Source organism: Actinokineospora guangxiensis (genome assembly GCF_042657845.1).
Lineage (GTDB): Bacteria > Actinomycetota > Actinomycetes > Mycobacteriales > Pseudonocardiaceae > Actinokineospora > Actinokineospora guangxiensis.
The window spans coordinates 716,462-739,543 of the sequence record NZ_JBHSKF010000002.1 but is presented as its reverse complement, the minus strand read 5'-3'; the positions used below and the strand labels follow the sequence as shown (position 1 = coordinate 739,543).

The following is a 23,082-nucleotide window of genomic DNA, read 5'->3' as shown; positions in this document are numbered from 1 at the left end:
CCATGACGCCGACCACCGTTGGGCTGTCCGAAGAGGACGCCGCGGCCGCCCTGGACGTCCACGGGCCCAACACCATCCCCGAGCCCCGCGGGCCCGGGGTCTTCTCGCGGGTGCTCGCGCAGCTGCGCGACCCGATGCTCCTGCTGCTGATCGCCGCGATCGCGGTGTCCAGCGCGCTCGGCGACCTGACCGACACCGCGGTCATCGCGGCGGTGATCGTGCTCAACACCGCCGTCGGCGTCGCGCAGGAGCTGCGCGCCGAGCGGGCGCTGGCGGCGCTGAGATCGATGTCGGCGCCCACCGCGCGGGTGCTGCGCGACGGCGTGGTCCGCCGGCGCCCCGCGGGCGAGGTCGTGCCGGGCGATGTGGTGCTGCTGGAAGCCGGGGACATCGTGCCCGCCGACGCCGACCTGCTCACCCACCACCTGCTCCAGGTCGACGAAGCCGCTCTGACCGGCGAGTCGGTCCCGGTGGACAAGGACGGCGGCGAGGTCCGCGCGGGCACCGTCGTCACCCGGGGGCGGGCGAGCGGGCTGGTCACCCGCACCGGGACCGACAGCTCGCTCGGACGCATCGCCGCCCTGCTGGGCGCGCAGAAGCGCCGACCGACCCCGTTGCAGCGCAGGCTCGCCGCCCTCGGCAAGCTCCTGGCGCTGGCGGCCGTCGGACTCTCGGCCCTGGTGGCGGTCATCGGGCTGGTCCAAGGCCGCGGCGCGGGTGAGGTCGCGCTGACCGGGATCAGCCTCGCCGTCGCGGCGGTCCCGGAGTCGCTGCCCGCCGTCGTCACCCTCGCCCTGGCCCTCGGCGCGCACCGCATGGCCCGCCGCGCGGCAGTGGTCCGTTCCCTGCCCGCTGTGGAAACTCTCGGGTCGGTGACCGTGCTCGCCGCCGACAAGACCGGCACGCTCACCCAGAACCGCATGGTCGTCGAACGGCTCTGGACCCCAGGCGGCGGCGAGGCCCGCCTCACCGGCAGCGGCTACGACCCCGCCGGTGAGATCACCGGAGCCGGCTACACCGAACTGCTGCGCGCCTTGGTGTTGTGCAACGACGCCGACCTGCGCCCACCGGACGACGGCGGCGACTGGCGTCCCCTCGGCGACCCCACAGAGGTCGCCCTCGTGGTCGCCGCCGCCAAAGCGGGAATGAGGTCCTCAGCCATCCGCGCGACCTACCCGCGCGTTGGGGAAATCCCGTTCGAGAGCGCCACCAAGCGCATGACGACCATCCACGGCGGCCCCGACGGCCGACGGCTGGAGATCACCAAAGGCGCACCGGAGGTTCTGCTGGCCGACGATGACCCGGCCCACGGCATCGTGAACTCGTGGACCGCGTCGGGTTACCGGGTGCTCGCCGCCGTCGAGGGGACCGACGGGCTCATCGGACTCGTGGCCATCACCGACCCACCCCGCCCGGACGCCGCGGCCACCGTCCAGACCTTCCGCGACGCGGGCATCCACCTCCTGATGATCACCGGCGACCACCCCGACACCGCCCGCGCGATCGCCGCCCGCGTCGGCATCGCCGACCACACCCCCGAGGTCAGCGCCGCTCCCGAACCTGACGACGCGGACCTGCCCACCGTGTACGCCCGCGTGCTCCCCGAGCAGAAGCTCGCCATCATCGCCGACTGGCAGGAGCGCGGCCACGTCGTCGCCATGACCGGCGACGGCGTCAACGACGCCCCCGCCCTGCGCCGCGCCGACATCGGCATCGCCATGGGCGGCGACGGCACCGAGGTCGCCCGCCAAGCCGCCGACCTCGTCCTCACCGACGACAACCTCAGCACCGTCGCCCACGCCATCGAAGAGGGCAGGCGCATCCACGCCAACGTCCGCACCTTCCTGCGCTACGCCCTCGCGGGCGGCGCCGCCGAAGTCGCCGTCATGCTCCTCGGCCCCCTCCTCGGCATGGCCGTCCCCCTGCTCCCCGCCCAGATCCTCTGGATCAACATGCTCACCCACGGCATCCCCGGCGTCGCCATCGGCGCCGAACCCCCCACCCCCGACCTCATGCGCCGCCGCCCCCTCTCCCCCGACACCGCCATCCTCACCGGCCTCTGGGGCAAAGTCGCCTGGACCGGCGCCCTCATCGCCGCCACCACCCTGCTCGCAGGGTGGTGGGCGCACACCACCGGCCGCCCCTGGCAAACCGCCGTCTTCCTCACCCTCGGCCTAGCCCAACTCGGCACAGCCCTCGCCCTCCGCGCCCCCTCCCCCGGACTCCGCTTCCTCGACACAGCCGCCGCCTGCGCGCTCCTGCTGCACCTCGCGGCCATCTACCTCCCCCCGCTGCGCGCCTTCCTCGGAACCCAGGCGCTCACGCCCCTCGACGCGGCCGTCATCACCCTGATGGCGACTGTTCCCGGCCTCGTCGTGTACCTGACCACCACCCGTGCCGGAGAGAACTCGGGGCACCAGCGGTGCAGGCCGGTGTCGACCACCTCGTACCCGAACGGCGTCCGCCCGCCCTGGTGACGTCCCTCGTTGGGCACCTGCGCCTCCATCGCCGCCCGTGGTGACGAGCCAGGACCAGGCCCGGTGGTGTTAACACGCCTGTGATCCGGTTGCGGCAGCCCCTGACCGGACGGCGGCACTAGAATGTCGGGCCAAGGTATCGCTCTCGACCGTGAACGGATCGCCGTGCACCTGACGCCGCATGAGCGGGACAAGTTGTTGGTTCATGTGGCCGCTGATGTGGCTCGGCGCAGGTTGGAGCGGGGGGTGTTGCTGAACTACCCGGAGGCGGTCGCGTTGATCACCTCGCATGTGGTGGAGGGTGCGCGCGATGGGCTGGCGGTCCGGGAGTTGATGGCCAGCGGGCGGGAAGTCCTGTCCCGGGAGCAGGTGCAGGACGGGGTTGCGGAGATGCTGGACTCCGTCCAGGTCGAGGCCACGTTCCCGGACGGGACCAAGCTGGTCACCGTGCATGATCCGATCCCGTGAGGAGCGCTGAGGATGCGGCCAGGCGAGGTGCTGTGCGGCGAGGAGCCGGTCGAGCTGAACCCGGGGCGGGCTCGGGTGCGGCTGGAGGTGGTGAATGTCGGGGATCGGCCGGTGCAGGTCGGGTCGCACTATCACTTCGCGGCGGTCAATCCGGGGTTGCGGTTCGATCGGGAGCGGGCGTGGGGGCATCGGTTGGACGTTGCTGCGGGGACGTCGGTGCGGTTTGAGCCGGGGGTCGAGCGGGAGGTCGACTTGGTGCCCATCGCGGGCCGTCGGGTTGTGCCGGGGCTGCGCGGCGATCGGGTCGGTGACTTGTGAGCCGGCTGTCGCGCCACCGCTATGCCGAGATGTACGGGCCGACTGTCGGTGACCGTGTCCGGCTCGCCGACACGGACCTGCTGATCGAGGTCACCGAGGACCGCAGTCGTGGTGCGGGCGCGGGCGACGAGGTGCTGTTCGGCGGTGGCAAGGTGATCCGCGAGTCGATGGGCCAGGGCATGGCCACCCGGGCACAGGGCGCGCCTGACCTTGTGATCACCGGGGCGGTGATCCTCGACCACTGGGGTGTGGTCAAGGCCGATGTCGGGGTTCGGGACGGGCGGATCTGCGGTATCGGCAAGGCGGGCAACCCCGACACCATGGACGGGGTCGATCCAGCGCTGGTGATCGGGCCGGCCACGGAGGTCATGGCGGGCAACGGGCGCATCCTCACCGCGGGGGGCATCGACTGCCACGTGCACTTCATCTGCCCGCAGATCACCGACCAGGCGCTGGCCTCCGGGGTCACCACGCTCATCGGCGGCGGCACCGGGCCTGCCGAGGGCTCCAAGGCCACCACCGTCACCCCGGGCGCGTGGAACCTGGGCCGGATGATGCAGGCGATGGACCACCAGCCGGTGAACGTCCTGTTCCTCGGCAAGGGCAACACGGTCAGCCGGGAAGGGCTGCTGGAGCAGGTCCGCGCGGGCGCGGGCGGGTTCAAGCTGCACGAGGACTGGGGCAGCACCCCGGCGGCCATCGACGCCTGCCTGCGGGTAGCCGACGAGACCGGCGTGCAGGTGGCCATCCACACCGACACGCTCAACGAGTCCGGGTTTGTCGAGTCCACTGTGGAGGCGATCGCCGGTCGCTCCGTCAACGCCTACCACACCGAGGGCGCCGGTGGCGGGCACGCGCCCGACATCATCACCGTGGTCGGGCTGCCCAACGTGCTGCCCTCCTCGACCAACCCGACCCGGCCGCACACCGTCAACACCATTGACGAGCACCTGGACATGCTCATCGTGTGCCATCACCTCAACCCGTCGGTGCCCGAGGACCTGGCCTTCGCCGAGAGCCGCATCCGGCCCAGCACCATCGCCGCCGAGGACGTGCTGCACGACCTGGGCGCGATCTCGATGATCGGGTCGGACTCCCAGGCCATGGGGCGCGTCGGCGAGGTCGTCATCCGCACGTGGCAGACCGCGCACGTGATGAAGCTGCGCCGCGGCGCGCTGCCCGGTGACGGCGCCGCCGACAACCTGCGGGCTCGCCGCTACGTCGCCAAGTACACGATCAACCCGGCCATCGCGCACGGCATCGCCCACGAGGTCGGCTCGGTCGAGGTCGGCAAGCTGGCCGACCTGGTGTTGTGGGAGCCGAAGTTCTTCGGCGTCCGCCCGCACGCGGTGCTCAAGGGCGGGTTCGTGGCGTGGGCGGCGATGGGCGACGCCAACGCCTCCATCCCCACCCCGCAGCCGGTGCTCGCCCGTCCCATGTACGGTGCCGCCCCGCCGGTGGCGGCGGCGAGCAGCCTGCTGTTCGTCGCGCCGTCGGCCGAGGGCGACCTGGCCGGGCGGTGGGGGTTGGCCCGCACCGTCGTCCCGGTGACCGACACCCGTTCGGTGTCCAAGGCCGACATGCTGCTCAACGACGCGTTGCCCGACGTCCGGGTCGACGCCGACAGCTTCGCCGTGACCATCGACGGCGACCTGGTGGAGTCCCGTCCTGTCGACGTGCTGCCCATGGCGCAGCGCTACTTCCTCTTCTAGCCGTGGACATCGCCGCGCTGCTGCTGGCCGACTCCCGCTTCCCCGGCGGCGGCCACGTCCACTCCGGCGGCCTGGAGGAGGCCGTGGCCCGCGGGCTGGTCGTCGACGTGCCGAGCCTGCGGGCGTTCCTCGCGGGCAGGCTGCGCACCGCGGGCGAGCTGGCCGCCGTGTTCGCCGCCGCGTCGGCCGCCCGGATGGGTGACTGGGCCCGGCTCGACGCCGAGCTCGACGCCCGCACCCCCTCCCCCGCCCAGCGCTCGGCCTCGCGGGCGCAGGGCCGGGCGACACTGCGCGCGGGCGCGGTGGCGTGGCCGTCCGAGGAACTGCGCGCACTGGCCGCGACGACCCCGCGCCCGCACCACCCGATCGTGTTGGGCGCGCTGGCGACCCTCGCGGGCGGGAGCCCAGCGGGAGCCGCCGCGGCGGCGGGATACCTGGCCGTCAGCGGCCCGGCGAGCGCGGCGATCCGACTGCTCGGGCTCGACCCGTTCGCGGTCAACGCCGCCGTCGCCGACCTCGCCCCGGCCCTGCGCGACCAGGCCGAGCGCGCGGCGGCGACCGCCCGCGACGACCCGGCCGCCCTGCCCGCCCCCGGGTCACCGGGCCTTGACCTGCTCGCGGAGTCCCAGCTCCGCAACCACCACGCGGAGGTGCGTCTCTTTGCCAGCTGATCACGGCCACAGCCACCCGGTCTCCTTCGACCCGACCGAAACCGAGCCCGACCGCCACTCCCCCGCCCCGGCCGCGGGCCGCGCGGTGCGCATCGGCATCGGCGGACCGGTCGGCAGCGGCAAGACCGCGCTGGTCGCGGCGCTGTGCCGGGCGCTGCGCGGGGAGGTCGACCTCGCCGTGGTGACCAACGACATCTACACCACCGAGGACGCCGACTTCCTGCGCCGAGCCGGGGTGCTCGCCGACGACCGGATCGAGGCGGTGCAGACCGGCGCCTGCCCGCACACCGCGATCCGCGACGACATCACCGCCAACCTCGACGCCGTCGACACCCTCACCGAGCGCTTCCCCGACGTCCGGCTGATCATCATCGAGAGCGGCGGCGACAACCTCACCGCCGTGTTCAGCCGCGGCCTGGTCGACGCCCAGGTCTTCGTGGTCGACGTCGCGGGCGGGGACAAGGTGCCCCGCAAGGGCGGCCCCGGTGTCACCACCGCCGACCTGCTGGTCATCAACAAGACCGACCTGGCCCCGCTCGTCGGCGCCGACCTCGACGTGATGACCTCCGACGCCCACCGGATGCGCGGGAACCTCCCGGTGATCAGCCAATCCCTGGTGGACACCCCGGACGCGCCCGACGTCGCGGCCTGGGTGCGGGGCCTGCTCGCGTGATCGCCAGGGCCCGGGTCGTGGCCGAGCGCGTCGGCGGGCGGACGGTGCTGCGTGCGCTGCAGTCCGCGGCCCCGCTGACCCTGGTGCCCCGCCGCGGCCCCGGTCCGGTCACCGTGCACCTGGTGGGCAGCGCCGCCTCGCCCCTCGGCGGCGACGACCTGCACCTGGCGGTCGAGGTCGGACCGGGCGCGGAACTGGTGCTCGCCGGGGTGGCGGCCACCGTCGTGCTGCCGGGTCCCCGCGCGGAACCCAGCCGCGCCGCCGTCGACATCCAGGTGGCCGACGGCGGCTCCCTGGACTACGCGCCGGAACCAACCGTGGTCACCACCCGCGCCCTGCACACCACCTCGCTGCACGCCACCCTGTCCGGCACGGCCCGCCTGCGCTGCCGGGAAACCCTGGTCCTGGGCCGCACCGACGAGCAGCCGGGCAGCCTGGTCAGCGACTGGACCGTCATCCGGGACGAGGTCGCACTGCTGCGCCAACGCCTCACCATCGGCGATCCCACCCTGGACGCCTCCCCGGCGGGCCTGGCAGGCCACCGCGTCCTCGCCACCGAACTACGCGTCGGCGAGCCGCACACCGCAGATCCCGTCAGCGGCGACTGGTGGTCCCTGATCCCCCTGGCCCATGGCGGAACCCTGGCGACCGCGCTGGCCCACGACGCCGTCACCGCCGGTCGCAGGCTCGCCGAGGCCCTTCCGTGAGGGGAACGGGGATCACCTGCACCACAACCGGGTGGACCGAGCAGTTCGGCAGTGACGTACGGCAAACGGTAAGAAATCACCAATCCCGTCCGTTACTTGTGTGCCCATGTCGTCACGGGGAAGGATCACACTTCGACACCTGCAACCCCGCCGACGGCGGGAGAGAAGAGCGCACGTGAGGTCATCAACCGCTTCAGCAGCGTTGCCCCGTAGGCGTGGTGCGGTCGCGACGGGCGTCGCCGCACTGGCCGCTCTCGGCCTGACGGGCGTCGCCCCGGCGCAGGCCGTCGAGGATTACGGGCAGGACGTCGGCATCATGGCGACGCACAGCAGTCCGTTCAACTGCGGGAAGACCTTCTACGCCAACAACTGGTCTCCCGGGCACTCCCCGTCGGGTTCCATCGACTGGCAGAGCTACGGCGGTGACGCCATCGGCGACGAACCGGTCCGGGCGACCGCCGCGGGCACGGCTCGGTTCTACTCGACCCTCTCGGCCGCGGACGGCGACGTCGGCGTCATGGCCTACGGCAGGTACGTGGTCGTCACCCACGGGGACGGCACCAGGACCCGCTACGCCCACCTCGCCACGATGGCGCGCAGTGCAGGCGAGTCGATGGCGGTGTCGAGGGGAACCAGGATCGGCACGGTCGGCGGTAGCGGCGGCGACTACGCGCCACACCTGCACTACGAGCAGATCACCGCGGGCGGCTCGATCGACACCAGCCCCACCGTCGAGGGCGTCACTGTCTCCCTTGGACAGAAGAAGGCGATCAGAAGCACCAACAGCTGCTGAGTTGTTCCCGGACCGCGCGTCGACAGTTCGCCGGCCCGCGGTCCGGGACCGCACCCGTGCCGCGCTCGTCAGCCGTGGCGGCGTCCGGCTGAACCGGCGTCCCGCGGCACAAGCCGCAGCCAGGCTCAGGAGCCACCTGACTTGCCGCCGGTGTGGCCGAGCCCACCGCGCACGATGGCCTGCATGGACCCCCCGGCCCGGGGCACGCCGGTGGCCAGGACTGATCCCCGCGACACCGTGCGCGTACCCGGTGTGGTCGAGGCATGATGACCGACCGCGGGCACGGTGCCGCGGTATCGGGTGGAGATCCAGAAGAAGTAGCCGCCGAACAGCGACCCGTTCCCGTATTCGTCGGGAGTGCCGCACCTGCCGTCGTCCAAGCGCACCTGGGTCACCGGATCGACGCAGATGCCCGCGTACTCCGGCTCGGGCGTGCTCCCGCAGCCCGCGGCGAGGAGCATAACGGCGACGGCGGGGACGGCACGCAGCGGCGGGGCGCAGCCTGCCAGCCGCCGAGTCGCGGGTTCAGGCACGGCCGAGTCACCCCATCCCGGCTCGACCCGACGCCGGACCGTCCCACAGGGTGAGCACCACTCAACGGAAAGTACTAGATCTTCCGGTCCGAGATGACCGAATGGCGGAATTGCTCAGCTCGGACGAGCGACGCGCCCCTGCGCAGGTCGCGTTCGGCGTACCGGAGAGGTCACTACCGAGTCGCCCCTTCCGTCGAAGTGCGTAACACCGCGGTCGCTATCCCGATGTGCTGGTGAGCGATCAAGCAGTGGAGTGAGGTGACGGAAAGCGCGCAGCTCAGCGGAACCGGGCGCGCGACTCCTCACCCGGCTGTGATAGCCCACCGCCGGAGCGTCGGGGGTTCCTCAGGAAAGGCTGGTTGTGGGCATCGAGCAGATGAGCCCGTATGAGCGCGCCGCGTGGGAAGACGTCGAGAGGTGGCGCGACGAGCGGCTCGCGGCCGCTGAGCGGCACGTGCTTGCGCAGCGTGTTCGCGACCGCATCGGCAAAGGGCGCGAGGTCGTCACGAGCCGGTTCGAGCAGGTCCCCGGGGCGGAGCGGATGGCTGTGATCGTCCGCGATTCGGTCGACGGGGTGCTGAAGCTGGTCACCAAGGCCAGCGACGCGTCGCTTCGGCGCAAGGCGGTCGTCGCGGCCTACACCAAGCGCGGGCACGCTGTCGGCGAGTTGGGCGACATCCACCGGCTCGACCTGCGCGACATCGATAAGGTGAAACCTCGGCTGGGGCTGGGCTACACCGCCTTCAGCACGATCGAGGGCGCCGCCGCCGGGCTGGCGGTTTCCGGGGGCGAGTTGCTGGCGACCGCGGGCGGCGTGTTCGGCGCGGGCGCCGCAGCGGCGCCGGGTGCGGGCACGGTCGCCGCGGCGATGGCCGCCGACACCGCACTCGTCCTGGCCGCGATGAGCAGGTCGATCGCGCACACCGCCGCCTACTACGGCTACGACACCGAACTGCCGCAGGAGCAGGTCTTCGCGCTCGCCGTCCTCAACTTCGGGATGGCCCAGCAAACAGGCAAGAGCGCCGCGTACTTTCACCTGAACAAGATCGTCAACGACCTCGCCCGCAACGCGACATGGTCACAGCTGAACAAGAACAGCATCACCCGCATCGTCAAGGCGTTCTACGACCGCACCGCCACCCGACTGACCAAGCAGAAACTCGGACAGGCGGTGCCGATCATCGGCATCGCTATCGGGGCAGGCCTCAACGCCCGCCTGCTGTCCAGCCTCACCAACGACGCCGAGCACCTCTACCGGGAGCGATTCCTGCGAGAGAAGCACAACCTGACGGCACTCGACCTCACCGCGGCAGGAGAAGACCAGGACGACGACGCGATCCTCCTCGCGCAGATCGTCGAGGAGGAGACCGTGGACGGGCAGCGCCTTCGTCAGGCGGACTGAACTGCGGACACTGAGGCTCGGCTGTGGTCGGGACAAGCATCACCTCGGCACACGGCCGACAGGGGTAACGGTGGGGGAGGTCGGCGCTATCTAACGTTCATGGCTGTCGGTTCCAGGGTTCGCGGGCGTGTCCTGTGGAGTGTTGTCGTACTCGTCGTCAGCCTTGTGGCGGGCGGGGTCGTGGCGGTGCGGGCGGGGTGGTTCGGTTCAGGGTCGGTCGGGGGTGTCGCCTCGGCCGGCCGGGGCGTGGGGGTGGTGGGTCCGGATGGGGTGGAGGTCGGCTGGGGCGGGGTGCGGGTGATCGGAGGTGCGGGGATGGCTCCGGTGGGCGCGGAGTTGACCGTCTCCGGTGGGACGGAGGGCGTGCCGGACCGGTTGCGGGGGTTGACGGTCGGGCGGGGAGAAGGAGTCACGATCAGCCTGTCCAGCGGCCAGCCCGCTCGACCGCTGGAGGTGACATTGCCGTTGGCGGGTCCCGCGCCGGAGGGCACGGTGCCGGTGGTGCTGACCCAGCCGTCTGATGGAGGCGAGCCACACCTGATCCCCGGGCGGCACGACCCCGCGGCGGGGACGATCACGGCGGCGGTCGACCATCTGAGCGGGTTCTGGCCCGGATTCCTCGACCTGGAAGCGTTCGGACGCGACGTCATGCGGGCCGTGACGGAAGCGACCGGGATCACCACGGCGCGGCCCGACTGCGCCGGACAGCCCGCAGAAGCCCCGGGAGGCGGGAAGATCACCGCCGACAAGGACTTCTCCCCGACCGCGAACCCACCGCTGTGGGCGTGCCTGAAAGCGGACGCCCAAGGCCTCGAAGTCGACCTGACGTCGAACTCTCCCCTCCCCTGGCGCACCCGCGCCAAACCGAACGCCGTGCTGGCACCGCAAGGTTCCCTTGACGCGACAGCAGGCTTCCTCCTCGCCGCCTACAACACCTTGGCGACCGAACGCCCCTACGCCGAGGGACTGCTGACGCCCGGCGGCACCGCGAACTACCGCTTCCCGCGCGGCGCGCTGCCCGCCACCATCGCCGCGAAGGTCGACGTCGGCACCTGGCTGGCCATGGACCTCCTCTTCGCCATCACCACCGCGGCCGCCCTGTTCAAGGTCGATCTCGGCGGTCTGGCCGACAGCGCGGAAGTGGTCTCATGCCTCGGCGACGCTGTCGAGGCTGCCGGGATCACCACGGTGGACGGTTCCGCCATCGCCGCGATGGCGAAAGCGGTCCTGTCCTGTGTAGAGCCTTTCGTCAAGGCGATGGGTGGCGTTCTCACCGGCTTGGCGGTCATGGTGCTCGCGGTCCTCGCGGAAGGCGCCGCCCTCGTCTTCGGCGGCCTGCAGGGGATCTACCTCTCCCTCACCGGCCAAGACACCTTCACCGTCACCGTCACCAGCGATCGGCCCACCACGACCACGGCCAACCCCGCCGACTACCGCTTCGTCGCGGCAGGCGACTGGGAGCGCTACTACTTCAGCTCACCGTCCGGCCGCTTCATCTGCGGCATCCTCGGCTCCGTCGCCGATGAGCCGCCCTCCGCCGGGTGCCACGGCGAGACCGACCCCATCCCGCCCCGACCTGCCGACTGCTCGGAGCACATCTCGTGGGGAGGCGGCCTGTTCGTCGACGCCACGGGCAACACCGACTTCATCTGCACCGGCGGGGTCATCTACGACAGCGGTTTCGGCGACCCCGGCCGCCCCCTCCCCTACGGCGCCTCGCTGACCGCGCTCGGTTTCACCTGCACCTCGGCCCAGACCGGCATCAGCTGCACCCACACCGACACCCGCCACGGCTTCCGCATCGCGACGACCTCCAACGAGCGCTTCTGACCCCGAGACAGCCAGATGGTCGCCCGAATGCGGTCTGGTGGCGGGATGCGCCGGCGACACAGCGGGTGTGGCAGCGACGCCCTCGTCGCCTGTCGCGGTGGAGGGCGATACCTGCGCCGGATTGGTCGATCGGTACCTCGACGTGCACGGAACCGCGCTGGTGGAGGCGGTCACCGCCGCCGAGACGGGTGCCGCTGACATCGGCGGCCCCGAGGCCACCGCTCCCGCCGATCGCGAGATCCAGGCGGGCCTCGACCGCCTGGGGTGCGGGGAGGAGGTCGCCCGCCTGGTGTGCGAGCGGATGCCCGGCCTGTACGCCGACGCCGGCGTGACCTGGACCGAGGAGATGGCGCTGAGGTGCGGACAGTGATCCGCCGGATCGCCGCCCTCGTGGCCGTGCTGCTGCTCCTGTCGCCGTGCGCTGTCGGAAGCGCGCAGACCACACCGGAGAAGTACGACTGGCACAAGGGCCGCGTCTACCTCTTCTCGATGCGGCCCGCGTGGCCGCTGACCCCGCAAGGCAACGCCTCGCCCGACGTCGAGTACTCCGACAAGTCCGAGAACACCTACGTCGACAGGGCCGGGGTGCCCTGGCGACTGCAGTCACCGTGCACATCGGCCTACCACCAGAGTTCCGGCACGCTCGTGTCCCTGGCGGCCTGCACGATCGGATTCCGCGCGGACAACAAGAAGTTCACCGCCAAGGACTCCCTGGGCGGGTCGTTCGAGGCGATCCTGATGCCGGACCACCACAACGGCACGCCGACGTACCAGAAGGCCAACTGGCTGACCGACAGCACCACGGTCGGCACCTACAACTACTTCGACCCGACCCCCGGCTGCCTGGTCTGCCAGTACGGCCACTGGTTGATGGACGTACGCCCCCACGACGGCTCCTACGCGTCGGCGTCCACATGGCTGGACCCCACCGACCCGCTCCTGGACTGGTACACCTACCGCGAACGCTTCGAGAGCCAGGTCCGCCCCATCCTGAGCGGCAAGGTCCAGATCGCTCGCGGCGACGGCCGCGTCTACCGGGTCACGGCGTCAACGCCGACGGCACGCCCATCCTCGGAGAGCCGATCGACCCGGACTTCACCGGCCTCGTCATCCGCGCGGCGGCGGACGTGGGCCTGCCTTTCCCCCTGGTCGCCGCTCATATCCGGCACCGACCCATCATCCTTGCGGGCCTCCTTCCACTTCTACGAGATCCTCACCAACCCGGGCGTCCCCACCGGCCGCTATCTCATGGAGGGCGCCCTGACCGGCGACTCCCTTGCCCTGAAGCAGACCCATTGGGTTCACCAGCCGCCCGGCTACGACATGGTCGACATTTCCGCAACCATCACCTCCACCGACCTGACCGGCACCATTTCTTCTCCCGGCTGCGGCGACATCACCCTGAAGAAGCAGTAACCATTCACCCTGACAGGCCACCGCGCGGCTTCGCGGATTCCGCGTGCCGTTGATACCGTGATCGAGAGCCCGGACAACGCTGAGGGGACCCCCATGCCCGAACCGTTCCTCATCTCCATCGCCGCCGCCCTGGCAGGTCGGGGCGCGAGTTCGCTCTACGAACTGGTCAAGACGAAGCTGGCCAACCGTCCGGCCGCGACGGCCGCTCTGGAAAGCGCGAAGGGCAAGCCCGCGGACTCTCCGGAGGTCGTCGTGCTCGCCGACCACCTCCAGCAGGCCACCGCCGAGGAGCCCGGTTTCCGGGATCAGCTCACCGCGACCTGGAACGCGAGCAAGGTCGATCAGACCGCGTCGAGCGGCGGGGTGACCAACACGATCTCCGGTGACATCTCGGGCAGCGCCCTGCAGACGAGGGACATCAACGGAAACGTTTCCTTCGGCGGCTGACCGCCTCAGCCGGGTTGGCGGGCGTGGAGGCGCTGGTCGTCAGAAGAAGGCCGCGCAGGTGAGGATCAGCAAGGCGGTCGCGGTCAGGGCGGACACGAGCAGGAACGCCGGGGGTGCCGACGGCGTTCACCACTCGTGGCAGACCACTCCTAGCGGGAACTGGACGGGCTGGACCACCTTCGGCGCCGGGGGCCACCGAATCGCCGCCAGGGTCAACGTCGACCGGCGGATCGAGGTGGTCGCCTCCACCGACACCGGCGTGTTCCACCGGTGGCAGAGCAGCCGCACCGCCTGGTCCGCGTGGACCGGGACGGACGGTCCGGCGAACTCGGAGTTGACCAGCGCCCGCACCATGGACGGCCGGGTGGAGGTCATCGCGATCAACGGCGTCACCGCCGCGCGCCGCTGGCAGACGAACCCGAACGCGCCCTCCTCGCAGTGGCAGCAGTTCGGCACCGTGGGCACGGAGATCAGCGCGGCCACCAACGCCGATGGCCGCATCGAGGTCTTCGGGGCCAGCCACGCGGGCGTCTACCACAGATGGCAGACCGGATTCTCCAGTTGGTCGGCCTGGTCCTGGCTGAACTCCACCGCCGGACCGGCGATCCCGTCCACATGAAGAACAGGGCGAGCCGCGACCCGGCACGCCTGGAACACACATCAGGAAGGCAGACGATGAAACGACGCGCCATGACGCTGGTCGCGATGATGGCCACAGCGATGGTCGCGGGAGGCGCACCGGCGACGGCCGCCCAAGCCCAGGCGTGCGCGGGTACCGCGGTCTTCCAGACCGACGGCTACGGCAACGGCGAGACACTCGCGAACTGGAACCGGTCCCGGTTCAACGCGGCCCCGCCCGCGGGCTGGCAGATCGTGCAGGTGCCGTACTACGCCGGGGTCTTCCCGATCGTGGACCGCAACGCGCTGGACGCCTCCGTCGCCGAGGGGACGGCGAAGCTGGAGCAGGCGGTCACCAGCTACCACCGCGCCTGCCCGGGGACCCGCTTGGTGCTGGCGGGCTACTCCGAGGGCGCTGTCGTGGCCGGGGACGTGCTGGAGAGGTTCGCCAGGACCTCGGTCGTCCCGCACCACCTGCTCAACGGCGTGCTCTACGGCAACCCCCGGCGCGACTTCGGATACGGCGGCGCGGGCGGGGTGGCAGGCGGCATCGAGACCAACGTGCCGACCATCCTGCCCGGCGTGACGATGAAGGGCGGACAGCGCTACGGCTCCCTGGCGGTGCGCAACATCTGCAACGAGAACGACGGCATCTGCAACTCCACCAACATGATCACCAACCTGGCCGCCTTCGCCAACGGCCTCGTCGGCTACGCCCAAGGCGACCACGGCTACGACCTCAACCCCCACCGCGACCTCGGCCGCGGCGACACCCTCCACCGCCAACCGCACCGCATCGCACACGGCGCACCACTCCCGCTGCCGATCGGCACCCCCTGGCAGATCCAGCAACTGCTGGGCGGCAACGCCGGACTGGCCCAGACCCGCGCGGCCCTGAACGGCCTCGCCGCCCTGATCGGCCAGCCGATGGTCGACCACCTGAGCGCCACCTCACCGTGGTTCATGGTGCTCAAGGCGGCGTGAGCCCGCCAGGCACGCGGCTCGGGTAGGTGGTGGCACGCCACCTACCCAAGCGCCTCCGGCTTCCGCGGAACTCGCCACCGGGGCTGGACGACGGCCTGTCGGTTCGGCCCGAGAACCACACCGAGCTGATCGTCTTCGGGGCGCGAGAACCTGAACATTACCCGCGGATTGCGGTGGTGTGACGCTTGTCGCACTAGTCCGTTCGAGGAGGGCTCGTCAGGCCGACCGGCTCGACTGATCACGGCAGCCGCGCGCCTGACATGCGAATCGGGCCCACACGATCGAGTGGGCCACGCCTACTCAGAGCGCGCGCTTTCTCGTAGGCGCTACTCCAAACGATGGGCGGCGCGGGCCGGACGGATGATCTTGAGGTTACCCGGTTAGCGGTTGTCCCCGTCCTACGACATTTGGTGGATGTTGCCCGTGGCGGCCTCCGTGGTTCCGTGCAACGGACATCGGACCAGGGGGGATGCGTGCGGGATATCAGGGTGGCGGTCGTGTCCTCGGGCGGACGGGCCAACCACGAGTTCGTCGACCACCTCGCGGAGTCAGGCGGTCTGCAGATCGTGCTGCACGCGACCGGTGAGCGGCTGGCGGAGTTGCGGCGCAGCCGACGTGATGTCGTGGTGGTGCGGATGGAGCAGTTGGACATCAGCGAACCGCTGCTGCAGGCGGTGATCGGCACCGACACGCGGGTGGTGCTGGTGGCCGGGAAGATGAGTGACGACCAGATCTACGCCGCCGCCAGGCACGGTGTGCGCGGCTTCGCCGTCGACGGCCCCGGCGGGCACTCGGCGGCGCAGGCGATCCTGGAGACCCATCGCAGCGGGTCCTGGCTGCCACCCAGCCTCGGCGGGGAGCTGGTGCGGTTCCTGGCCCGCTCGGGCGCGGCGAACCCGGAGCTGACCAGGACCGAACTGGACATCCTGCGGCAGGTCTGCGACGGCGCGCTGAACTCCGAGATCGCCCGCAGGCTGTGCTGCACCGCCGACAACGTCAAGTGGCACTTGAAGAACGTCTACCGCAAGCTGCACGTCCGCAACCGCGCGGAGGCCGCTGCGCACGCGGTGCGGACGGGCATCGTCGACATCTAGCCCGTGTTTCAGATGTGGGGCACGCGATAGCCGCGCCCCCATCCGAAACACGGCCTAAGGGATGTCTCGTAACTGATCTTGTGGGAGGTCGGTTCAGTTTGTGGGGCGTGGTCAGCCGGTGATGGTGAGGTTGTGCAGGAAGGCGATGCCCGCGGCGGTGACGGCGAGGGTGTGTCCCGCGCGGCGGTAGTCGCGCAGGATCTTCCAGTTCTTCATCCCGGCCAGGGCGTGTTCGACACGGGCCCGGACTGTGCGGTGGACGGCGTTGAGGTCCTCCTGCCAGTCGGGCAGTTCGCCGCCGTCGCGGGGTTTGCGGTAAGGCATGATCACGCCCTCGTTGCCCTGGTATCCGCCGTCGGCCATGACCGGGCGGCCCGCCAGTCGGTCAGCGATGCCGGAGTCCCGGTACACGGTGCAGTCGTTGCGGTTGCCCGGCTGCGGGTCGCCGGTGGCGATCACAAGTCGGGTGTCGGCGTCGATGGCGACTTGCAGGTTGGTGGAGTAGCGGTAGTTCTTCGACCGCTCCGCGACCCGGTGGTCCCGAGTCGGAACCAGGGTGCCGTCGACGATCGCGACCTGGTCCACGCGACGCTTGCGGACCGGGGCCAACGCCAGCAGCGGGCCGAGGGAGTCCACGACCCGGTGGGCGGCGGAGTGCGAGACCCCGAACAGCGGCCCGATCTGGCGCATGGTCAGGTTCGTGCGCCAGTACACCGCCACCAGCAGCACCCGGTCCGGCAACGTCAACCGCCACTGCCTGCCCGGGCGACCGTCGGTGACCGCCTCACCACCCCGAGCGGCAACCACCCGCACCAGCTTGCGGAACTGGCCGGGCTCCAACCCGGTGAACGGCGCTATCCACTCCGACCGCGACGACGAGATCACCTGCACCCACACATGATCAACCACCCACCCCGCAACCCCAACACCAGGTTACGAGACATCCCTTAGGGCTGCTCGGCCTTCGCGATCTTCTTGAGCACCAGCACCATGGAGATCACCGCGAAGACCAGTGCCACGTTGATCCACACCGACCACTGCATGGCCTCGGCGTGCGCCGCGCCGTCGCCGCGGGCGCCGACCACGCCGAAGTAGAGCGCGCCGATCACCGCGACGCCCGCGGAGATGGAGAACTGCTGGGAGGTGGTGAGCACTCCGGAGGCCACCCCGGCGGACTCGGGCCGGACCTTCATCAGCGACGCGCCCATCAGCGACGGCAGCACCGCGCCGTTGCCGAGGCCGATCAGCGCCAGGCAGAAGACCATCCACGCCACGCTCAGCTCCGGGCCGGACAGCGCGAGGCCGCCGCCGAAGAGCACCAGGCCGAGTGCGGTGACCAGGCTGCCGCCGATCAGCGAGTTCATGCCGAACCGCGCGGTGAGCTTGCCGCCGTACATCGCGCTGAGAGAGAAGAACACGCCCATCGGCGAGAACACGAGGCCCGCCTCGAACGGGGTCAGGTCGAGCCCGCTCTGCAGCAGCAGCGTCAGGGTGAACATCAGGCTGCCGAAGTACAGGTTGAAGGCGACACCGGCGATGATGCCCGCGCGGAAGGAGGACACCCGGAACAGCGCCAGGTCCAGCACCGGGCTGCCGTCGCGGCGGGCCAGCATCCGCTCCCAGTACAGGACGGCCACCGCCACCGGCACCGCGAGCACCATGCAGACCCAGGTCCAGGCGGGCCAGCCCGCGCTGTGGCCCAGGCCCAGCGGCACCAGCAGCAGCGCCAGCGCGGCGGACACGCCGACCGCGCCGATCGGGTCGAGGCCGGTGCGCGGGTTGTCCCTGCGGTCGGGCAGCACCCTGGCGGCGACGATCGCGGTGACGATCCCGATGGGCACGTTGATGAGGAAGATCAGCCGCCAGCCGAGGTCGAAGAGGTTGGCCTGCACCATCGCGCCGCCGAGCACCTGCCCGGCGATCGAGCCGAGGCCGGCGGCCATGCCGTACCCGGCGAACGCGCGCCCCTGGGACTCGGCCGGGAAGTCGGCGGTGATCACCGCGAGCACCTGCGGCACCATGATCGCGCCCGCGAGGCCCTGCGCCAGCCTGGCCAGCACCAGCTGTTCCGGGCTGCCCGCGATGCCGCACAGCAGCGAGGTGACGGTGAAGGCGAGCACGCCGATCACGAACAGCTTACGGTGCCCGTACATGTCGCCGAGCCTGCCGCCGGTGATCATGCCCGCGGCGTAGGCGAAGGCGTAGCCGCCGACGATCAGCTCCAGCGCGGCGGGGCCCGCGCCGAGGTCGCTCTCCAGGGACGGAGCCGCGACGTTCACCACGAAGAAGTCGAACTGCACGATGAACACGGCCGTGAGCAGAACGGCCAGCATGGCTCCCCTGCCGGTGGCCGTCCTGGCCACGTCGGGGGAGAGAGCCTTGGTCATGACACTCCTCGGAAGCGAACGGGCGCTGCTGTCCGGAGCATAAACGACATTAAATGTCGATGATAGGCCGGTCGAGTAGAGTGGTCGGCGTGAAGCTGTCGCGTGGAGTCGAGTGGTGCCTGCACTGCGCGGTCCTGCTGGCGGGCAGTCCGGACGGCCCCGCGCTGTCCAAGCAGGTGCTGGCCGCCGAGTACGACCTGCCTGAGGCGTACCTGGTCAAGCACCTGCACGCCATGGTGCGCAGCGGGATCTTGCAGTCCTCGACCGGCCCGCGGGGCGGGTTCCGGCTGGCCAGGGCCGCTGAGGACATCACGGTGCTGGACATCGTCGAGGCCGTCGAGGGCTCCGCGCCGCCGTTCACCTGCCAGGAGATCCGCCGCCGCGGCCGGGCCGCCGTCCCACCCGAGCAGTGCGGCGCCCCGTGCACGATCAAGACGGTGATGAGCACCGCGCACGAGGCCTGGCGCACGTCGCTGCGCGCGGTCACGGTCGCCAGCCTGCTCGCCAGCCTGCCCGAGGGCGTGCTGACGAGCAGGTGAGGCGCTACCGGCTCTTCGGCTGCACGGCGCAGGTGATGCGCGCGGTGCACACCCGGTCGCCGGCCTCGTCGGTGATCACCACTTCGTAGCTGGCGCTGGCGCGGCCGAGCATCAGCGCCGTGGCCGTCCCGGTGACCACGCCGTCGCGCACCGAGCGGTGGTGCGTCGCGTTGATGTCCACCCCGACGGCCAGCCTGCCGCGACCGGCGTGCAGGGCCGCGCCCAGCGATCCGAGCGACTCGGCCAGCGCGGCCGACGCGCCGCCGTGCAGCATGCCCTGGAGCTGCTCGTTCCCGGCCACCGGCATCGTGCCGACGACCTTCTCGGCGGACATGGACAGCAGGGTGATGCCGAGCCTGCCCGCCAGCGTGCGGGCGCTGGCCTCGGTGATCCAGGCCGTGTCCTCCCCGGCGGCCGGGGTCTCGGCGGCCACCGGGAGCGTGGTCGCGGTGACCTCGGCCAGGCGGCCGGGCAGGTAGGTCGCCAGGTCGGCGTACTTCTCCCTGAGCACCCGCTTGAGGATCTTGCCGGTGGCGCCCAGCGGGATGTCGGACTCGGCCCGCGCGATCTCCAGCACTGACAGCTCGGGCTGACCGGCCTCGGCGAGCACCTTGTTGACCCGGGGCAGCAGGTCGGCGGGATCGCCGCTCGCGTCCTCCCGCGGGCGCACGACGCCCACCGCCACGATCTCGCCGTCGTGCCTGCCAGCCACCATCGCGCAGTCGGCGATCTCCGGCAGGTGCAACAGGACCAGCTCCTCCATCAGGATGGAGTAGCCGTCGCCGCGGGCCGTGCGGATCGCGTCGACCGCCCGGTCCACCTGGTAGTAGTGCTCCTCGGCGTCGCGGTAGACCAGGTCCCCGGACAGGAAGTAGCCGGAGAGCTGGCTGCGGTAGGTGGTGTCGGAGTCGTTCCAGTACCCGTGCGCCAGCGAGGGACTGCGCACGCCGAGCAGGCCCACCTCGTCGGTGTCGGCCCTGGTGCCGTCCGGGCGCAGCACGGCGACCTCGGCGATCGGCACGACCGTGCCGAGGTGTCGCGGCTTCGGCGGGCTGTCCGCGCTGACCACGTGCCGCAGCGCCGCCCAGCCGAGTTCGGAGGAGCCGAGCCCGTCGTCCACGATGGAGCCGGGCACGCGCTCGCCGTCGACGGTGGCGCCGCCCAGCTTCACCAGCGCGCGGTTGTGCGCGTCGTGCGCGGAGTCGCCGATGCTGATCCACACCGCCACGCTGTCGAAGTCGGCGGGGTCGGCGCCCGCGTCGAGCATCTCCACCAGGGTCTGGTTGAACGACAGCACCGCGGTCGGCCGGTGGGTGGCGATGCCGCGGGCCAGGCCGGGGCCGGTGATGTCGCTGATCGCCACCAGCGGCACCCCGGCGAGCAGGACGTAGAAAGTGAAGGCGATCGCGCCGGAGTGCGAGTGCGGCGCCGCGGACAGCATGAGCGCGTCCGGCGGCTCGGGGTAGTTGGCCATCCGGTACTGCACGCCCGCCACGCTCTGCCGGTGCGCCCACACCACCGGCTTCGGGTTGCCGGTGGTGCCGGAGGTGTGGCAGATGGCCACCGGGTCGGTGTCCGCGTGCCGGTAGCGGTCCCGCTCGGCCAGCGAGCCGGTCAGCGCGCCGATGTCGGCGCGGGTCGTGGTCCAGCCGACGCCGAGGTCGTGGTGGCGGGCCAGCAGCTCGCGGTGCCGCTCGTCGGTGTAGATCCCCACCGGGGACGTCCGGCGGATCAGGCTGACCGCGGACTCGACGGGCAGCCTGCCGTTGATCAGCACCGCTATCGCGCCGAGCTGGGCCAGCGCGGTCAGGTGCACCTGGTCCTCGAACGTGTCGTCGAGCCAGACCGCCACCCGATCCCGCGGCCGGACCCCCCGCTCCCGATACCAGGCCGACCAGGCGTCGGCGAGCGCGACGAGTTGGCGAATGCTGAACTCCGCGCGCTCGCGGCCGTCGGCGTCGATCAGCGGCTGATCGGCGACGAGCAGCGGCGCGTCCGGCGCGGGACTGGTCAGCAACGCCGTCTGCCACGCGTTCCCGCCACCGAAATCGGCGCGCTCCGCGAGCGAATCACGCGTCCGCGCATTCACCATCGTGACGGAACTGAGAGCCATTGATTCCACCTTGTCACAACCCGGGCAATTAGCCCATTTGACAGTTCCAGTCCCGCAACGTACCAGGATCGGGATTACCGCGACCTACTCGGAGAGGTGGTCGATACCTACCCGTTCGAGTAGGGTCCAACGGTCTGTCAGCCGTGTAGCTTCGCGTTTTGTGTCGCCTGCTGACAGCTCACACATACGGGATCGGATCCAGGAAATCGTCGCCGAGATAGTGGAGATCGCGGCCGACGACTTCGGTGCCGACGATTCCTTCTACGACGACCTCGGCGCGACCTCGCTGGAAAAGGTCGCGATGATCACACATTTCGAGCGGGAATTCGGGATATCCATCGGTGATGCCGAGGCCGCCGCCGTGCGCAGTGTCGCCGACGCGGCCGCGCTGGTCGCCGAACGGGCCGAGCGAACCACGGTCGATCTGGTCGGCAGGCTGCTCGGCGACCGCGGCGAGCGGCGCGCCTACCTCGACCCGGACGTCGGCGAGGTCAGCTACGCGCGGCTGCGGGCCGCTGCCGCCGACTACGCCTCGGCGCTCGGCGCGGTCGAGCCGGGCACCCGGGCGCTGGTGGTCGCCGAGGACTCGGTCGCCACCGTGGTCGCGGTGCTCGGGCTCTGGTGGGCGGGCTGCGTCCCGGTGCTGGCCGGGCCGATGCTCACCGACGCCGACCTGCGGTACCTGGTCGACGACAGCCGACCGCCGCTGGCGCACCTCGACCTCCCGGAGGCCAGGCAGGAGACGCTGCGCGCGGCCTACGACTGGGCGGCGGTCAGCACCGGCGACGAGCTCCGCGCCCGGCTCCGCGCCGCGCCAGGCACCTCGGCGGGGTCCCCACACCAGTGGCTGACCAGCGGAGAAGCGCTGGTGCAGTACACCTCGGGCAGCACCGGCACCCCCAAGGGCGTGCGGCACTCCGCGGGCGGCATCACGGCCATGCTGGACGGGTTCGGCAGCGTCGCCCGGTTCACCCCCGACGACCTCGTGCTGTCCACCGCCCGGATGTCCTTCGGCTACGGCTTCGGCAGTTCCGTGCTGTGCGCGCTGGCCGCCGGGTCGGCGGTGGTGCTGCTGCGCGGCACCGTGGACCGCCACGCCGTGGCCGCCGCGCTGCGGGAGCACCGGCCGACCGTGTTCTGCTCGGTGCCCCGGCTCTACGCCGACCTGGTGCGGGCCGCCGACGGGTTCGACTCGCCCCGGCTGTGCGTCTCGGCAGGGGAGAGCTGCCCGCCCGCGCTCATCGAGCGGATCCGGGACGCCTTCGGCGCGGAGTTCATGAACTGCCTGGGCGCCACCGAGGTCATGCACGTGGTCCTGGCCACCCCGGCGCAGCGGCGCGCCGACGCGATGATCGGGGTCGCGGTGCCCGGGGTCACCGCCACCGTGCGCGACGAGCGCGGCGCGCAGGTCCGCGACGGCCTCCAAGGCAGGCTGCACATCGCGGGCCGGACGGTGGCGCTGGGCTACCTCGGCCGGTCCGGGGCCGCGACCTTCGCCGACGGCGGCGCCTACACCGGGGATCTGGTGCGGCGCACCGCGAACGGCGACTTCGAGTACCTGTGCCGCGCCGACGACATCCTCAACCTCGGCGGCTACAAGGTCGCCCCGGCGGAGATCGAGACCGTGGTCCGCGGCGCGGTCGGGGTGCGCGAGTGCGTGGTCGTCGGCGGCGCCGACGAGCACGGGCTGCAGCAGGCGATCGCCTACGTGGTCACCGACGGCACCCCCGAGGACGACGTCCGCCGCGCGGTGCGGGCCCGGTTGCGCACCGGGCTCGCCGCGTACAAGCGGCCCGCCAGGGTGCAGTTCCTGGACGCGCTGCCGACCACGACGACCGGAAAGGTCGCCAAATTCGCACTACGGGAACGGGTGGCGAGGTCGTGAGCTGGGACATCACTG

The 23,082-nt window shown here is 71.3% G+C and carries 22 protein-coding genes; 18 read left to right on the top strand and 4 right to left on the bottom strand.

Annotated elements, in window-relative coordinates; genetic code table 11:
- The first annotated feature begins 2 nt into the window (after positions 1-2).
- The 8 genes from ACFPM7_RS06680 (at position 3) to ACFPM7_RS06645 (ending at position 7,819) form a co-directional block, all read left to right on the top strand.
- Positions 3-2,477, top strand: a complete 2,475-nt coding sequence (locus ACFPM7_RS06680) for a cation-translocating P-type ATPase (RefSeq protein WP_378244932.1) — start codon at positions 3-5, stop codon at positions 2,475-2,477.
- Between the two features lie 165 nt (positions 2,478-2,642).
- A complete protein-coding gene (locus ACFPM7_RS06675) occupies positions 2,643-2,945 on the top strand; it encodes an urease subunit gamma (RefSeq protein ID WP_378244930.1) in 303 nt (100 codons plus the stop codon).
- A gap of 12 nt (positions 2,946-2,957) precedes the next feature.
- Complete coding sequence (locus ACFPM7_RS06670) at positions 2,958-3,263, top strand: urease subunit beta (protein WP_378244928.1); 306 nt, start codon at positions 2,958-2,960, stop codon at positions 3,261-3,263.
- Positions 3,260-4,975, top strand: a complete 1,716-nt coding sequence (locus tag ACFPM7_RS06665; RefSeq protein ID WP_378244926.1) for an urease subunit alpha — start codon at positions 3,260-3,262, stop codon at positions 4,973-4,975. The genes ACFPM7_RS06670 and ACFPM7_RS06665 overlap by 4 nt, the downstream gene beginning before the upstream one ends.
- Positions 4,976-4,977: 2 nt before the next feature.
- The gene (locus ACFPM7_RS06660) at positions 4,978-5,646 is read left to right on the top strand and encodes an urease accessory protein UreF (RefSeq protein WP_378244924.1); all 669 of its coding nucleotides are present in this window, start codon (positions 4,978-4,980) and stop codon (positions 5,644-5,646) included.
- Positions 5,636-6,319 carry an urease accessory protein UreG gene (ureG, locus tag ACFPM7_RS06655; RefSeq protein WP_378244922.1) on the top strand — a complete coding sequence of 228 codons (684 nt, stop codon included), beginning with the start codon at positions 5,636-5,638 and terminating at the stop codon, positions 6,317-6,319. The genes ACFPM7_RS06660 and ureG overlap by 11 nt, the downstream gene beginning before the upstream one ends.
- On the top strand, positions 6,316-7,026 hold the full coding sequence (locus ACFPM7_RS06650) for an urease accessory protein UreD (RefSeq protein WP_378244920.1): 711 nt from the start codon (positions 6,316-6,318) through the stop codon (positions 7,024-7,026). The genes ureG and ACFPM7_RS06650 overlap by 4 nt, the downstream gene beginning before the upstream one ends.
- A gap of 202 nt (positions 7,027-7,228) precedes the next feature.
- Positions 7,229-7,819, top strand: coding sequence for a peptidoglycan DD-metalloendopeptidase family protein (locus ACFPM7_RS06645; protein WP_378244918.1), 591 nt, complete (start codon positions 7,229-7,231; stop codon positions 7,817-7,819).
- A 125-nt stretch (positions 7,820-7,944) separates the two neighbouring features.
- On the opposite strand, the gene ACFPM7_RS06640 is transcribed toward ACFPM7_RS06645, so the two are convergent.
- Positions 7,945-8,352: a hypothetical protein gene (locus ACFPM7_RS06640; protein WP_378244916.1), complete on the bottom strand. Its 408-nt coding sequence runs from the start codon at positions 8,350-8,352 to the stop codon at positions 7,945-7,947.
- A 361-nt stretch (positions 8,353-8,713) separates the two neighbouring features.
- Between ACFPM7_RS06640 and ACFPM7_RS06635 the strand changes: the two genes are divergently transcribed.
- The 8 genes from ACFPM7_RS06635 to ACFPM7_RS06600 all read left to right on the top strand — a co-directional run bounded on the left by ACFPM7_RS06635 (position 8,714) and on the right by ACFPM7_RS06600 (position 16,143).
- Positions 8,714-9,754: an EcsC family protein gene (locus ACFPM7_RS06635; RefSeq protein WP_378244914.1), complete on the top strand. Its 1,041-nt coding sequence runs from the start codon at positions 8,714-8,716 to the stop codon at positions 9,752-9,754.
- Positions 9,755-10,069: 315 nt separating this feature from the next.
- Positions 10,070-11,584, top strand: coding sequence for a hypothetical protein (locus ACFPM7_RS06630; RefSeq protein WP_378244912.1), 1,515 nt, complete (start codon positions 10,070-10,072; stop codon positions 11,582-11,584).
- Positions 11,585-11,705: 121 nt separating this feature from the next.
- Positions 11,706-11,954, top strand: coding sequence for a hypothetical protein (locus ACFPM7_RS06625; RefSeq protein WP_378244910.1), 249 nt, complete (start codon positions 11,706-11,708; stop codon positions 11,952-11,954).
- A complete protein-coding gene (locus ACFPM7_RS06620) occupies positions 11,942-13,000 on the top strand; it encodes a hypothetical protein (protein ID WP_378244908.1) in 1,059 nt (352 codons plus the stop codon). Before ACFPM7_RS06625 ends, ACFPM7_RS06620 begins: the two co-directional genes overlap by 13 nt.
- 93 nt (positions 13,001-13,093) lie before the next feature.
- Positions 13,094-13,447, top strand: a complete 354-nt coding sequence (locus tag ACFPM7_RS06615) for a hypothetical protein (protein WP_378244906.1) — start codon at positions 13,094-13,096, stop codon at positions 13,445-13,447.
- A 58-nt stretch (positions 13,448-13,505) separates the two neighbouring features.
- The gene (locus tag ACFPM7_RS06610) at positions 13,506-14,066 is read left to right on the top strand and encodes a DUF8189 domain-containing protein (protein ID WP_378244904.1); all 561 of its coding nucleotides are present in this window, start codon (positions 13,506-13,508) and stop codon (positions 14,064-14,066) included.
- 56 nt (positions 14,067-14,122) lie between these two features.
- Positions 14,123-15,049: a cutinase family protein gene (locus ACFPM7_RS06605; protein WP_378244902.1), complete on the top strand. Its 927-nt coding sequence runs from the start codon at positions 14,123-14,125 to the stop codon at positions 15,047-15,049.
- 497 nt (positions 15,050-15,546) lie between these two features.
- Positions 15,547-16,143 (top strand): helix-turn-helix transcriptional regulator, encoded by a 597-nt coding sequence (locus ACFPM7_RS06600; protein ID WP_378244900.1) that lies wholly within the window; start codon positions 15,547-15,549, stop codon positions 16,141-16,143.
- Between the two features lie 111 nt (positions 16,144-16,254).
- Here the strand turns inward: ACFPM7_RS06600 and ACFPM7_RS06595 are convergent, their stop codons facing one another.
- Positions 16,255-17,034, bottom strand: a complete 780-nt coding sequence (locus ACFPM7_RS06595; protein ID WP_378244898.1) for a transposase — start codon at positions 17,032-17,034, stop codon at positions 16,255-16,257.
- A 56-nt stretch (positions 17,035-17,090) separates the two neighbouring features.
- Complete coding sequence (locus ACFPM7_RS06590) at positions 17,091-18,530, bottom strand: MFS transporter (protein WP_378244896.1); 1,440 nt, start codon at positions 18,528-18,530, stop codon at positions 17,091-17,093.
- 89 nt (positions 18,531-18,619) lie between these two features.
- Between ACFPM7_RS06590 and ACFPM7_RS06585 the strand changes: the two genes are divergently transcribed.
- The gene (locus ACFPM7_RS06585) at positions 18,620-19,069 is read left to right on the top strand and encodes an RrF2 family transcriptional regulator (RefSeq protein WP_378244894.1); all 450 of its coding nucleotides are present in this window, start codon (positions 18,620-18,622) and stop codon (positions 19,067-19,069) included.
- A gap of 4 nt (positions 19,070-19,073) precedes the next feature.
- Here ACFPM7_RS06585 and ACFPM7_RS06580 read toward each other — a convergent pair whose 3' ends face one another.
- Positions 19,074-21,182: an AMP-binding protein gene (locus tag ACFPM7_RS06580; protein ID WP_378244892.1), complete on the bottom strand. Its 2,109-nt coding sequence runs from the start codon at positions 21,180-21,182 to the stop codon at positions 19,074-19,076.
- Between ACFPM7_RS06580 and ACFPM7_RS06575 the strand changes: the two genes are divergently transcribed.
- Positions 21,163-23,067, top strand: a complete 1,905-nt coding sequence (locus ACFPM7_RS06575; RefSeq protein ID WP_378244890.1) for an AMP-binding protein — start codon at positions 21,163-21,165, stop codon at positions 23,065-23,067. The genes ACFPM7_RS06580 and ACFPM7_RS06575 overlap by 20 nt on opposite strands.
- Positions 23,068-23,082: the final 15 nt, after the last annotated feature.

What these genes read in the sequence shown, in the direction of transcription:
- ACFPM7_RS06680 (WP_378244932.1), top strand. Translation starts at nt 3, where the DNA reads ATGACGCCGACCACCGTTGGGCTGTCCGAAGAGGACGCCGCGGCCGCC.
- ACFPM7_RS06670 (WP_378244928.1), top strand. Translation starts at nt 2,958, where the DNA reads ATGCGGCCAGGCGAGGTGCTGTGCGGCGAGGAGCCGGTCGAGCTGAAC.
- ACFPM7_RS06630 (WP_378244912.1), top strand. Translation starts at nt 10,070, where the DNA reads ATGGCTCCGGTGGGCGCGGAGTTGACCGTCTCCGGTGGGACGGAGGGC.
- ACFPM7_RS06615 (WP_378244906.1), top strand. Translation starts at nt 13,094, where the DNA reads ATGCCCGAACCGTTCCTCATCTCCATCGCCGCCGCCCTGGCAGGTCGG.
- ACFPM7_RS06605 (WP_378244902.1), top strand. Translation starts at nt 14,123, where the DNA reads ATGAAACGACGCGCCATGACGCTGGTCGCGATGATGGCCACAGCGATG.
- ACFPM7_RS06590 (WP_378244896.1), bottom strand. Translation starts at nt 18,530, where the DNA reads ATGACCAAGGCTCTCTCCCCCGACGTGGCCAGGACGGCCACCGGCAGG.
- ACFPM7_RS06580 (WP_378244892.1), bottom strand. Translation starts at nt 21,182, where the DNA reads ATGGCTCTCAGTTCCGTCACGATGGTGAATGCGCGGACGCGTGATTCG.